At 33.6% G+C, this 13,357-nt stretch carries 13 protein-coding genes; 10 read left to right on the forward strand and 3 right to left on the reverse strand.

The window, feature by feature from the left end; translation table 11 throughout:
* Positions 1 to 11 precede the first annotated feature (11 nt).
* The gene (locus AAC084_RS15225; RefSeq protein WP_339841135.1) at positions 12 to 1,436 is read right to left on the reverse strand and encodes an L-serine ammonia-lyase; all 1,425 of its coding nucleotides are present in this window, start codon (positions 1,434 to 1,436) and stop codon (positions 12 to 14) included.
* A gap of 187 nt (positions 1,437 to 1,623) precedes the next feature.
* On the opposite strand from AAC084_RS15225, the gene dnaK reads away from it, so the two are divergent.
* Together dnaK and AAC084_RS15235 are read left to right on the forward strand one after the other, a co-directional pair.
* The gene (gene dnaK / locus AAC084_RS15230) at positions 1,624 to 3,528 is read left to right on the forward strand and encodes a molecular chaperone DnaK (RefSeq protein ID WP_339841062.1); all 1,905 of its coding nucleotides are present in this window, start codon (positions 1,624 to 1,626) and stop codon (positions 3,526 to 3,528) included.
* Between the two features lie 103 nt (positions 3,529 to 3,631).
* Positions 3,632 to 4,558, forward strand: coding sequence for a hypothetical protein (locus AAC084_RS15235; RefSeq protein ID WP_339841063.1), 927 nt, complete (start codon positions 3,632 to 3,634; stop codon positions 4,556 to 4,558).
* 1 nt (position 4,559) lies between these two features.
* Here the strand turns inward: AAC084_RS15235 and AAC084_RS15240 are convergent, their stop codons facing one another.
* Both AAC084_RS15240 and AAC084_RS15245 read right to left on the reverse strand, forming a co-directional pair.
* Positions 4,560 to 5,126 carry a GNAT family protein gene (locus tag AAC084_RS15240; RefSeq protein WP_339841065.1) on the reverse strand — a complete coding sequence of 189 codons (567 nt, stop codon included), beginning with the start codon at positions 5,124 to 5,126 and terminating at the stop codon, positions 4,560 to 4,562.
* Positions 5,123 to 5,764 (reverse strand): esterase, encoded by a 642-nt coding sequence (locus AAC084_RS15245; RefSeq protein ID WP_339841066.1) that lies wholly within the window; start codon positions 5,762 to 5,764, stop codon positions 5,123 to 5,125. Before AAC084_RS15245 ends, AAC084_RS15240 begins: the two co-directional genes overlap by 4 nt.
* Before the next feature lie 65 nt (positions 5,765 to 5,829).
* Between AAC084_RS15245 and AAC084_RS15250 the strand changes: the two genes are divergently transcribed.
* The 8 genes from AAC084_RS15250 to AAC084_RS15285 all read left to right on the forward strand — a co-directional run bounded on the left by AAC084_RS15250 (position 5,830) and on the right by AAC084_RS15285 (position 12,958).
* A complete protein-coding gene (locus AAC084_RS15250; RefSeq protein WP_339841067.1) occupies positions 5,830 to 6,252 on the forward strand; it encodes a hotdog fold thioesterase in 423 nt (140 codons plus the stop codon).
* A gap of 1 nt (position 6,253) precedes the next feature.
* Positions 6,254 to 7,366, forward strand: a complete 1,113-nt coding sequence (locus AAC084_RS15255) for a chorismate-binding protein (RefSeq protein ID WP_339841069.1) — start codon at positions 6,254 to 6,256, stop codon at positions 7,364 to 7,366.
* Between the two features lie 49 nt (positions 7,367 to 7,415).
* A complete protein-coding gene (gene menD, locus AAC084_RS15260) occupies positions 7,416 to 9,167 on the forward strand; it encodes a 2-succinyl-5-enolpyruvyl-6-hydroxy-3-cyclohexene-1-carboxylic-acid synthase (protein ID WP_339841070.1) in 1,752 nt (583 codons plus the stop codon).
* A 34-nt stretch (positions 9,168 to 9,201) separates the two neighbouring features.
* Complete coding sequence (locus AAC084_RS15265) at positions 9,202 to 9,546, forward strand: DUF2853 family protein (RefSeq protein WP_339841071.1); 345 nt, start codon at positions 9,202 to 9,204, stop codon at positions 9,544 to 9,546.
* A 94-nt stretch (positions 9,547 to 9,640) separates the two neighbouring features.
* A complete protein-coding gene (locus AAC084_RS15270) occupies positions 9,641 to 10,477 on the forward strand; it encodes a S1-like domain-containing RNA-binding protein (protein ID WP_339841072.1) in 837 nt (278 codons plus the stop codon).
* 169 nt (positions 10,478 to 10,646) lie between these two features.
* Positions 10,647 to 11,255 carry an SPOR domain-containing protein gene (locus tag AAC084_RS15275; protein WP_339841073.1) on the forward strand — a complete coding sequence of 203 codons (609 nt, stop codon included), beginning with the start codon at positions 10,647 to 10,649 and terminating at the stop codon, positions 11,253 to 11,255.
* Positions 11,255 to 12,163, forward strand: coding sequence for a 1,4-dihydroxy-2-naphthoate octaprenyltransferase (menA, locus tag AAC084_RS15280; protein ID WP_339841074.1), 909 nt, complete (start codon positions 11,255 to 11,257; stop codon positions 12,161 to 12,163). The genes AAC084_RS15275 and menA overlap by 1 nt, the downstream gene beginning before the upstream one ends.
* A 33-nt stretch (positions 12,164 to 12,196) precedes the next feature.
* Positions 12,197 to 12,958 (forward strand): response regulator, encoded by a 762-nt coding sequence (locus tag AAC084_RS15285; RefSeq protein ID WP_339841076.1) that lies wholly within the window; start codon positions 12,197 to 12,199, stop codon positions 12,956 to 12,958.
* Positions 12,959 to 13,357: the final 399 nt, after the last annotated feature.

Consider the following 13,357-nt stretch of genomic DNA (forward strand, 5'->3'; position numbering starts at 1 on the left):
TAAAATTATACTTAACAATCACTAAGGAATACACCAACTGCTAATCCGCCTTCTGAGGTCTCCTTATATTTTGAGCTCATATCTTTGGCTGTTTCCCACATGGTCTGTACTACTTTGTCTAAAGGGACTTTTGCGGCAGAAGGGTCAGAGCCTAAGGCAAGTTCTGCTGCATTAATCGCTTTAATAGCACCCATTGAGTTTCGCTCAATACAGGGTATTTGAACCAAGCCACCAATAGGGTCGCAGGTAAGGCCTAAATGATGTTCCATTGCAATTTCAGCAGCCATAAGTACTTGTTCAGGTGTGCCTCCTAATAACTCGGTAAGCGCACCTGCCGCCATTGCTGAAGAAACTCCGATTTCAGCTTGGCAACCGCCCATAGCGGCTGAAATGGTAGCTCCTTTTTTGAAAATACTTCCAATTTCTCCCGCAACTAATAGAAACTGTTTTACATGTTCATAATTACCTGCATGGTTTTCAATAACCAGATAATACATTAATACAGCAGGTATAACACCGGCACTGCCATTGGTAGGTGCGGTAACTACACGACCAAGAGAAGCATTAACTTCATTTACACTGAGTGCAAAACAACTAACCCATTGTAAGATCTGTCTAAATTTTACTTCAGTTTGGCGTAATGTCTGCAACCATTCTTCCGGATTAGAGTAGGGTAGGTCACTTTTAAGATTTTTATGCATCTCAAAAGCTCTACGTTTAACATTTAATCCGCCAGGTAATATACCTTCTGTATGACAACCAGTATACATACACTCTAACATGGTATTCCATATTCTATGTAATTGGTGGTCAATTTCCTCATCGTTGCGCAATGACCTTTCGTTTTGTAGTACAAGTTCTGATATATTTAAACCTTCAGCTTTACAAAATTCAAGCAATTCTGTTCCTTTTTGTACAGGAAAAGGAAACTTATTGAACATGTCAACTTTGCGTTTGGCATTTTTTCTTTCCTCGCTAATGACAAAGCCACCGCCAATAGAATAATAGGTCTTTGATATTTTTTTTTCAGATTTTAGTGTCGCAATAAACTTTAATCCGTTGGCATGAAAAGGTAAAAACTTTTTATTGAATATAATATGCTGTTTGGGGTCGAACGGTATCTCGTGATTACCATTGAGTGACAAAGTTTTAGTCTTATTAATATCCTCTACTAATGTGTGAATATCCTTTATTGGTATTGTTTCGGGATCAGTGCCAATTAGACCTAGCATTAGAGCATAGTCTGTGGCATGCCCCTTACCAGTTAATGAAAGCGAACCATATAAATGAACTTCTATCTCAACAACATTCTGTAGTTCATTTTTTGAATTAAGATGTGCGAGCCAACGTTCGGCAGCTCGCCAGGGCCCTAGAGTGTGAGAACTAGAAGGACCAACGCCAATTTTTAGCATATCAAAAACACTTATACTCTCTATTTCCAAATCTTAATTATTTTATTAGCTAAGATACGATGTTTCATAAACCTATTAGGTATACAAAAATGGCATAATTATTATTAAAATAATTGTATTAATGACATCATGGCAGTTTTTCTTGCTTGGCATATTGTTTGTCCTTTAGTAAACGATTGTAAAATAACGCACTTAATTTAAAACATATAAAATGAGTAAGATTATAGGAATAGATTTGGGAACTACCAACTCCTGTGTTTCCGTAATGGAAGGTAACGAGCCAGTAGTAATTCCGAATGCAGAAGGAAAAAGAACAACACCATCTGTTATCGCTTTTGTTGAAGGTGGTGAAATAAAAGTAGGTGATCCAGCAAAAAGGCAAGCGGTTACCAACCCAACGAAAACCATTTATTCTATTAAAAGGTTTATGGGTAATAAATATACAGAGTCTAGTAAAGAAGCTGAGAGAGTACCTTATAAAGTAGTAAAAGGAGATAATGATACGCCAAGAGTAGATATAGACGGTCGTTTATATTCTCCACAAGAATTATCAGCGATGATTCTTCAGAAAATGAAGAAAACAGCTGAAGATTATTTAGGTCAGGAAGTTACTCGTGCGGTAATTACTGTACCAGCTTATTTTAATGATTCACAAAGACAAGCTACTAAAGAAGCAGGTGAAATAGCTGGTTTGATTGTAGAGCGAATTATTAACGAACCAACCGCTGCATCTTTGGCATACGGTATGGATAAAAAAGATACTGAACAAAAAATTGTAGTTTTTGATTTTGGTGGAGGTACGCATGATGTTTCTATCCTAGAATTAGGTGATGGTGTATTTGAAGTATTAGCGACAGATGGTGATACTCACCTAGGTGGTGATGATGTTGATCAAAAGATTATTGATTGGTTGGCAGATGAGTTCAAATCTGAAGAGGATATGGATCTTAGAAAAGATGCAATGGCTCTTCAACGTTTGCGTGAGGCTGCTGAGAAAGCTAAAATTGAATTATCTTCTTCAGCTCAAACTGAAATCAATTTGCCTTATGTAACTGCAACAGCTTCAGGACCAAAGCACTTAGTTAGAACTTTGACAAGATCAAAATTCGAGCAATTAATTGCTGACTTGGTAAAAAGAACAATTGAGCCATGTGAAACTGCAATGAAAGCAGCAGGACTTTCTAAAAGTGATATCGATGAAATTATTTTGGTAGGTGGATCTACTAGAATACCAGCCGTACAAGAAGCTGTTGAGAAGTTTTTCGGTAAAAAACCTTCAAAAGGTGTAAACCCAGATGAGGTAGTTGCAATTGGTGCAGCTATACAAGGTGGAGTTTTAACGGGTGATGTAAAAGATGTATTGCTATTAGATGTTACGCCACTTTCTCTAGGTATTGAAACTATGGGTAGTGTAATGACTAAATTGATTGAGTCTAATACAACGATACCAACTAAAAAGTCTCAGGTATTCTCAACTGCAGCGGATAATCAACCATCGGTTGAAATTCACGTATTGCAAGGGGAAAGACCAATGGCAAACGATAACAAAACTATCGGTAGATTTCATTTAGATGGAATTCCACCATCGAAAAGAGGAACACCTCAAATTGAAGTTACTTTTGATATCGATGCAAATGGTATAATTAAAGTATCAGCAACGGACAAGGCTACAAATAAAACTCAGGATATTCGTATTGAAGCTTCTTCTGGTTTAACAGAAGAGGAAATCAAGAAGATGAAAGCAGAAGCGGAAGCAAATGCTGAATCTGATAAAAAAGCTAAGGAAACTGCCGATAAGTTGAATGAAGCAGACGGAATGATTTTCCAAACTGAATCTCAGCTAACAGAATTTGGAGATAAATTATCTGATGATAAGAAGCAACCAATTCAAGACGCTTTGACAGAGTTGAAAGCTGCTTATGAAACTAAAGATATAGCAGTAATAACGCCAGCTTTAGATAAAATCAATGAAGCTTGGAAAGTTGCATCTGAAGAAATGTATAAAGCTCAGGCTGATGCACAGGGTGGTGGTGCTCCTCAAGGAGAACCAACTGCTAGCGATGCAGGTTCTGAAGGTGATAACGTTGAAGACGTGGATTTTGAAGAAGTGAAATAATATAACTTTAAGTTATTATAGAAAAAGGGACGGTTAATACCGTCCCTTTTTACTTTTGTACTATATTCTTTTGTGGCTATTATTAATAAAGTAATTTTGCAGTATGATTGAAAAATACCTCCAAACATTTTTTCTTGTTTTATTTACTGTAATATCTACTGTGCAAAGCCAAGAAATTCAAATTTTCACCTTGGCAGACTTTGATTTGAGAGATAATGTGAAATCTTGTTTTGTAAGTACTGATTATGGTAAAGAGGAATACGATTTTAACAGGAAAGGTTTTTTAACGAAATCGGTAACTAGGTATAATGCCACCGATTATGATGTCGTGTATTACAAATATAAAGGCGGTGAATTATCAGAGAAACGTTCAGAGTCTTACCGCAATAGTACGTTTGACCCTAGCACATCAATTGCACATTTTTATGAGATTGATTCTACTGAGAATCTAAGAATACAGGAGCGAATTTTTTCTTATGACAAACAGTTTTTAGACGAATATGTTTATGAATATGATGAGTTTGGAGATTTATCTAGTATTAGAAGAACAAACAATGACGGAACTGATATAACTCAGATTGAACATAAAAAGTTTAAAGGGGAATATACTGTATCGTACTTGCTTAACGATGTCCCATTAAAAACTGTACGTACTTCTACACAGAAGCTAAAAAATAAACCAGAACAAAAAATTGTTTTAACCAAAGAGTTTTTAAAAGGGGAGGCTAATTATGCATTTGAAGAAGTCTTTAGTTTAGAAGGTCATTTAATGGCGCAGCAAGAATTTGAATATAATCTAACTGCCGAAAAGTTCGTACCAACAGTTAGAACAACATACACTTATGATGAAAATGGTATGTTGATAGCCGAAATCGCTAAATCTGGTATGGAAACGGTTAAGAAGGAATATATATATCAATACGATAAAGCGGATAATGGTAATTGGATTAAACAAATCGTTACTCCTGATAATACGTACTCAACAAGAAAAATTACATATTACAAATTAGAGGCAAAGGTGGAAGAATAATTTAGTTGTTTGGTGATTTTAGTTCAAGCCATTCTTCTCGCAATAGCCCATAGCAACAAGTATTTCTCTTAAAACCATCGAGAAGATATACATCTTTTCTTAAAACACCTTCTAAGGAGCAACCTAATTTTTCAACTGCTTTTCTTGATTTAGTATTTCGTTCATCTATACGAAATTCAATTTTTTCAAAATCCAGGATAACAAAAGCATGTTGTAACATTAGTTTCTTCATTTGGCCATTTAATCCACTGCCATGAAATTCTCTTCCAATCCAAGTTGAACCTATGTGCAAAACTTTGTTCTTATGATTTATGTTCATATATCTTGTAGAGCCGGCATACGCTTTTTTCTCTTTATCATAGATAATAAAGGGAATACTGGTGCCATTTTGTAGTTGTTTTAAAGCCGTTTCTACATAGTCCTTTAGGGAATTTGGTGTTGCAATGTTTGAAGGTGAATACTGAACTAAGTTACTTTGAGAAGCAATTGAAATGAGTTCTTCATAATTGTCAAGTGTAAGTGGCTCTAATAGCACCCTGTCATTTTCTAAAGTAAAGAATTTATTCATTTCACTAAGTTGTTAATGATTTCCTTTTTGACTTCATGTCCGCCTTCAAATTTCATATGTTGAATGCTATCACCAAATAATTTCTTTAGTTTAGTATTTTCTTCAATAAGTCGGTTAGGTGTTAAATATTCATCTGAAATACCTAATATAGATATGATTTCTGTATTTGATAAATATTGGAAATTCTCCTTATCTAGTTCTGCGGGAATTCCACCAGCATAGAGTACAAGTTTATTGCATTGTAATTTTGAGTATGCCAAGTATCGCATAGCTATAGAAACTCCTTGAGAAAATCCGAACATAATCAGTTCGCAATTCTTCGAAATATCTTCATTGGCTAAAACAGCATCTATATAATTAAATAGATTAATTGATTCTTGCTTCGTATTTTCTTTTGTCAACCAACTGGCACCTACATGTTTATATTCGCCATTCAAGTAATATTTAGCAGGAGCTTGCGGTGCTATAATATAATTCTCATCAGCAGGTAGCTCATTAAAATATTTTAGAAAGAATCTACTTAAAAAACCAATTCCGTGGAAAACAATCCAAACTCTTTTGGTTTTATTAGTTAAACTATTTAATGTCTCATAGGTATTAGACGTTTTATAGGTGACGCTTTTTATCTGGTTATTCATGAGAGTTGCTATTCTTTTTGAACTTTTCATTTGGTAATGTAATGCTTAATTTTACAAAAAAAAGAATGAACGATCACAAAGAAAAAATTCTAAAGATTTGTAATGAGACTTCTAAGAATACCTTAATGGAGACTTTAGATATTGAATACATAGATGTTGGTGAGGATTTTCTATTGGCGAGAATGCCTGTTACACCAAAAGTTCACCAACCAGATGGGGTATTACATGGTGGGGCAACCGTAGCATTAGCAGAAAGTGTAGGTAGCGCCGCGTCGTATATATTTTTAGACGGTAACAAATTCTTTATTAGAGGATTGGAAATTTCAGCCAACCATGTAAAAAGTATCAAAGAAGGTTTTGTTTTTGCCAGAGCTGTAATTTTGCATAAAGGGAGAACAACTCAGTTATGGGAAATTAAGATTACCAATGAAGCCGATCAGCTTATTTCTCTATGTAAATTAACTACAATCGCTTTACCTAGAAGCTAATATGGTTCAGGAACTATTTGATAAAGCTTTTGCAAGTTTAGAAGAAGAATTGCCGTTCGTTCTATATAGAAAGCCGAGTGAGGTTATTTTGAATGGAGTTTTTCAGAAGGATAATCAGATTCATTCTGTAGTAGATTTTTCAGAAACCGGATTTGTTTTTTCTCCTTTCGATTTAAATGCTAAGTCTATTCTATTAAAAACTGATACCGTATTAAAAGCTTCAATAGAACATAACTACACTTTAAATCAAGCTAAAGAAAAAACCTCTTTTTTAGATGAAACAGAGAAAGTTGGTTACCTTAAACTAATATCTAAAGCTATAGAGGTCATAAATGAAGGTGAATTAGATAAGGTTGTTTTATCTAGAAAAATTGAAGTCAATGCTAAGATGTCACCAGTTAGCCTATTTGAAAGGGTATTGGATATTTATCCAAAGGCATTTTGCTATTTATGGCACCACCCAAATGTAGGCACTTGGATAGGGGCAACGCCAGAAATATTAGTCAAAAGCAGAGGAACGCAATTCACGACAATGTCATTAGCTGGTACGCAAAGTTCAACTGAATTTTTAAAACCAATATGGGCAAAGAAAGAATTAAACGAACAACAAGTAGTTACCGATTATATTCTTGATGCTTTGAAAGATGAAGTAGTTTCAATCCGAGCTTCTGACGTACAGTCTGTAGAGGCAGGGCGGCTCTGGCATCTACGAACAGAGATTAGTGGGGTGTTTGCCCCTAATAAGTTTGGTGATGTTCTGAGAGCCTTACATCCAACCCCTGCAGTATGTGGGACTCCGTTAAAAAGGGCTAAAAAATTCATTGTTGAAAATGAATATTATGACCGTTCCTTTTATACAGGATTTTTAGGGGAATTAAATTTTACTACTGAATTAACTAGAAATAAGAATAGACGTAATCAAGAAAATAGTGCTTATAGAAGCATAGTGAAAAGTTCTGAACTTTTTGTGAACTTAAGGTGTATGCAAATTAAAAATGAAACTATTTCAATTTATGTAGGTGGTGGTATTACAAGTGATTCGGTACCCGAAAGTGAATGGAATGAAACTGTACTGAAAAGCGACACTATGTTTCGTGTTTTGAATCATAAATAGCGTTAAGACATTTGGCTAATAACCTGCTTAGGTTGTATTTTTGAAGTACATGAATTACTCTATTATACCTACTGCCCAAGCTATTGTTCAACATTGTCAGGTAAATAATATTTCTAATATTGTTATTTCTCCTGGTTCTAGAAATGCACCGTTAACTATTGCTTTTGCAGAGAATCCTTTTTTTTCTTGTTTTAGTATTGTCGATGAACGTTGTGCAGCTTTTTTTGCATTAGGTATGGCACAACAATTACAGCAACCGGTTGTGGTAATCTGCACATCAGGTAGCGCACTTTTAAATTATTACCCTGCAGTGGCAGAAGCCTTTTATAGCAATATTCCTCTAGTAGTAATTTCTGCCGATAGACCAATTTATAAAGTTGGAATAGGGGATGGGCAAACGATCAATCAGAAAAATGTGTATGACAATCAAATAGGTTACTCGGCTAATCTTAGACAAGATGTTAGTCATGCTACCGATAAGATTCGTCAGTATAAGCCAGAATGGATTAACGACAAAAAGGTAGATGAGGTTCAGGATGAGGTTCGAGAATATAATGATGCCGAATTGAATAATGCCTTTAACTTCGCTTTTACATCGAAAAGTCCAGTTCATATAAATGTGCCCTTTGAAGAGCCATTGTACAACACAATAACGGAACCTACCGCGATAGCTCAAGTCAATCCAAATTTAATTCAACATCAGAATCAATCTTCCTTAAAACGAGAGAAGAATATTTGGAATTCGTCAAAACGTAAGATTGTGTTAGTGGGTGTAAATACACCAAATAGTGTTAATGAAGAAATACTACAATATTTGGCAAATGACCCAAGTGTACTGGTGCTTACGGAAACTACGTCAAACTTAAATCATCCTCATTTTTTCAATAGTATAGATTCCATAATTGCACCTATTGAAATGAACGATGATAAGGAAACTTTGTTTAATAATTTAAGGCCAGAGGTGCTTGTAACTTTCGGCGGACTTATTGTTTCAAAAAAAATTAAAGCATTTTTAAGAACCTTTTCTCCTGAACATCATTGGCATATTGGAGGTGTGAATGTTAACGATACATTTTTTTGTTTAGATGAACATATTAAGATTTCTGTTAATAGATTTTTTAAGGAAATGTATACAGATTCTAAAAACGTAAAAAGTGATTATTTCAGTTTTTGGCATCAAGTAAAGAAAAACTATGAATTAAAAAGGACAGACTATTTAGAGAAAATACCATTTTCAGATTTTTCAGTGTTTAATGAAATATTGCAGGCGATACCCAATAATTATCTTTTACAACTCGCTAATAGTTCTACCATACGGTATACCCAATTGTTCGACCTTAACCCTTCGTTACGGGTGTATTGTAATAGGGGAACTAGTGGAATCGATGGTAGTACGTCTACAGCGATAGGTGCTTCTATAATCAGTGAAACACCAACTTTATTCATAACAGGAGATCTTAGTTTTTTCTACGATAGTAACGCTCTATGGAACAATGCTGTTAAAAATAACTTTAGAATAATTGTTATAAATAATAAAGGAGGTGGCATTTTTCGAATACTACCCGGTAAAGAGAAAACCGATGTTTTTGAAACCTATTTTGAAACCCGCCATAACTTAAATGCAGAGCATTTATGTAAGATGTATGGACTCGATTATCGAACGGCAAATTCATCGGAGGTTCTTAAAGTAGAAATGAGTGACTTTTTTAAAGAAACGAGTAGTCCCAGATTACTGGAAATTACTACCCCTACATTAATAAACGATAAAATTTTGATTGATTATTTTCGTTTCATATCTTAGAGGTGTATTAACCATTAATTATAACACATTTAACATGAGTAAAAGAGACGATTTAATTGAAAAGTACGCTGCAGATATCAAAGATAAATTTGGTGAAAGTGCAGATATGGATTTGCTTAAAAAAGTAACTGTTGGTTTAGGACCATCAATTTACAATATTGATGCTTCGAAAGTTTCTGGTAGCGATCAAAAGGAAATAGATACTGTTAAGAATAATTACTTGATTAAGAAATTGGGTCTTAAAGATGGTGCTGAATTGGATGATGCTATTAAGACTGTTATGGACAAGTATGGTTCGTCTAACAGAAATAAGCATAGAGCAGTAATTTATTACAAGCTTTGTCAACATTTCAAAAAAGCTTCTGTTTATAATAAATAAACATTTTTAAGCTTATAGCAAAGACCGTTACCAATTTGGTAACGGTCTTTTTTTTTACCCTTAGTTTTCTAAATATTAAATGTAATTTTGTAACATGATAGAATTAGGACGTATAAACAATCTAGAAATTTTAAGAGATACCAGTGTAGGACTCTTTTTGGGTGATGAAGAAGGTAATGATGTTTTATTACCAAATAAATATGTGCCGACCGCGTATGAAATTGGTGAGAAAATAAAGGTTTTCTGTTATTTAGATTATGATGAAAGACCTGTAGCAACTACATTAGAGCCGGACATTATGTTAGGTGAATTCAGATTATTGCAAGTAGCTGAAATAAATGAGTTTGGTGCATTTATGCAATGGGGTTTAGAAAAACACCTATTGGTTCCTTTTAGAGAACAAAGGGATAAAATGAAAGAAGGCCAATGGTATGTGGTACATTGCTATTTAGACGAACGTTCAGGTAGATTAGTGGGTTCAAATAAGATAGATAGGTTCTTAAGTAATGATAGTGTAGACTTAAAAGAATGGGAACAAGTTGATTTGGTAGTCACTAGGCAAACCGATTTGGGTTGGGAAGTTATTGTGAATGAACGACATAAAGGTCTAGTATATTTTAATGAAGTCTTTAAACCAATTAATATTGGTGATGTTATACCTGGTTGTATTAAAACAATTCGAAAAGATAATAAACTTGATATTTCTCTTCAACCGTTAGGAGCAAAAGTATTGGAGCCAGCTGCCAAAAAGATTTATGAAGTATTAAAGGAAAATGGCGGATTTTTAGGGTTGCATGATAAATCGGCTCCTGAAGAAATTAGAGATGTTTTTCAGATGAGTAAAAAAACGTTTAAGAAGGGCCTAGGAACATTATACAAGGATAGAAAAATAAAAATAGATTCAGACGGAATTACATTAATTGAGGATTAATTCATTTAAATCAGAAAATTTTCAATTAATTGATTTGTAGATTTATATGCTAAATAATTAGTGGTATTTTTGTGAAATTATCAATTAATTTTAATTTTGTAACAAATAAAAAGTTATTAACAATTTTTGACTTACATTTAGATTTTAAGCATCAAAACTACATTAGAGTATGCCTTTTATAGAAGAGAGTGATCTGTTAGAATTACATAAAGACGTTGATAAGGCGCAAATTATTAATGAACGGCTATTAGATCAAATTAAGTATAAAAATAGAGAGTTGAAAAAGAGTAAGATTCAGCGAAATATTTTCGCTGGCGTTACAACACTTTTTTTAATAGGTGGTTTGGCTTTTACTTCATTTACAGCAGGGTTATCTAGTTCAGGTGGCTTCAATAGAAAGGCATCGAATGATTTGGTTCTAACTTCAATCGATAGTGTAGATGCCATACGAACACGCTTGGAAAGTTTAAAGGAACAAAACGAAGAGCTTAGTTTGGTTAAAGAATTTTATTTAGCAAAGGAGTTCTTGCAAAAAGAAAAAATATATTCGGTTCAAGTAAAATCATTTGTTGATAATAATGTTACTCTAGCATCAGAGGCGTTAACTAATACACTATTCGTTAAAACCAATCCTTTTTATTCATACTCTCTGGGTAATTTCGAAACTCTTGAAGAAGCTCAGTCTTTTAGAAAACAATTAGTAAATATTGGTTTTGGTGATGCTTTTGTAGCGTCATATCAAGATGGTAAAAGAATTCAAATAGAAGATCCTTATTAGTGACAAAAGTTAATGCATGGCTCAATGCAGCAAGACTTAGAACTCTTCCCTTATCTATTTCCGGTATACTTGTAGGTACTGCTCTTGCAGCGTATAATGGGTCAACGAATATTTTGATATTTGTTTTGGCGCTATGTACGACGGTAGGCCTCCAAATCACTTCAAATTTTGCCAATGATTATGGTGATGGTCTTAAGGGTACAGATAACGATTCACGATTAGGCCCTAAAAGAGCATTACAAAGTGGTCTTCTAACGGCTAAACAACTAAAGCGAGGTATTTATATTAGCATCGTTATTAATAGCCTTCTAATTGTTTTATTGATAGTAGCTTCATTTGGTTTAAAACAAATTCTATATCCTGCTATATTTTTAGTTTTAGGGGCTTTCTCTATTTGGGCAGCCATTAAATATACCGTGGGTAAATCGGCATATGGGTATAATGGTTTGGGTGATATTTTTGTTTTTATTTTTTTTGGTCTGGTTAGTGTTCTTGGTACTATGTTTCTGTATATGAAGGCTATATCACTGATTGCATTTTTACCTGCAATATCCATTGGTCTTTTGAGTGTAGGTGTTCTTAATCTCAATAATATGAGAGATATTAAATCGGATAAATCGGTAGGTAAAAATACTTTAGTCGTTAAATTAGGATTGAAAAAAGCTAAGACGTATCATTACGTTTTACTGGCAACCTCTTTTCTGAGCTTGTTTTATTTTTTATCCACAACAAATGGATCACTAGTTCGTTATGTAAGTCTTGTTGGGTTTGTACCGGTGTTTATTCACATAGGTAAAGTGGCGGTAACGAACAATGAGGCAGAACTTGATCCAGAGCTTAAAATTTTGGCCTTAAGTACCTTTTTCACGGCTCTTTTGTTTTTTATTAGTTATTATTATTTTTTGTAATTTTGAATGTAACCTTCTAAACCATTTTAGATCTTGGAACAACCGATTAAAATTCTTATTGTTGAGGACAACGTGATTATCGCTGATGACATGCAGTCTATGTTAGAGGAAATAGGATATGAAATTGTTGATAATGTAATTGTATATGAACAGGCAGTTGAAGTTCTAAAAACACAACAAGTAGACTTAGTGCTCATCGATATTATTTTAGCGTCAGATAAGACTGGAATAGATTTAGGGAAGCATATAAGAGAAAATTATGATATTCCATTTATTTTTGTAACATCTAACTCTGATCGAGCAACTGTTGAAAATGCAAAAACAGTTAAGCCAAATGGTTATTTAGTAAAGCCTTTCGAACAACAAGATTTATATACCTCAATTGAAATTGCACTTTCAAATTTCATTTATGGCAAACAAAATGCTGGTAGTGGAGTTTCTAATGAAGTTGTCAATGAAGATGTACCGATGTCCAATTCTATTTTAAAGGATTCGATATTTGTTAAAAAACAACATCTATATTACAGAATACAATTTGGTGATATTCAGTTTATAAAAGCTGATAATGTTTATTTAGAAGTGAATACAATCGATAAGAAATTTTTGGTTCGATCACCTTTAAAAGACTATTTAGAAAAATTACCACAGAACAAATTTTATAGAGCTCATAAATCTTATATCGTGAATGTGGATCATATCGACGCTATCAATTCAAAAGATATTATGATCAATAATACATTAATACCTATTTCAAAGGATTTCAAAGAATTTATAATATCTGCTATGAATTCCTAATTCTAGGTTTTTAAAAATTTAAAAACACCTCAAAGAGGTGTTTTTTTTGTTTTATTCCTAGATGAAAGGTAAAAATTCACCGATAAAGTGATGGGTATTTCCGTTGTAATACATACTTTAGGTTCGAGAAATGCATTCACAACAACTATTAGGGTTTTCACAACAATTAATGCAAAGTGGGATGGCTAATTTTTAAATTTGTTTTATTAGAAATGCGCACTATTTCATGCTTTATGAAGCACGGAGAACACGAAATATGCTAATTTTTCTAATAGTTATTTAAAAAGTGCGTAGAACACGCTTTTAGAGCAATAAGGTATTGGATAATCTGTATGCCTAGCTCACAACAAAAGTTTAATAGAATCAGGTATTATTTTTAAGTTTGATTCTGTTTTTAAT

Origin of the sequence: uncultured Maribacter sp. (assembly GCF_963977385.1) — a bacterium.
Classification (GTDB): domain Bacteria; phylum Bacteroidota; class Bacteroidia; order Flavobacteriales; family Flavobacteriaceae; genus Maribacter.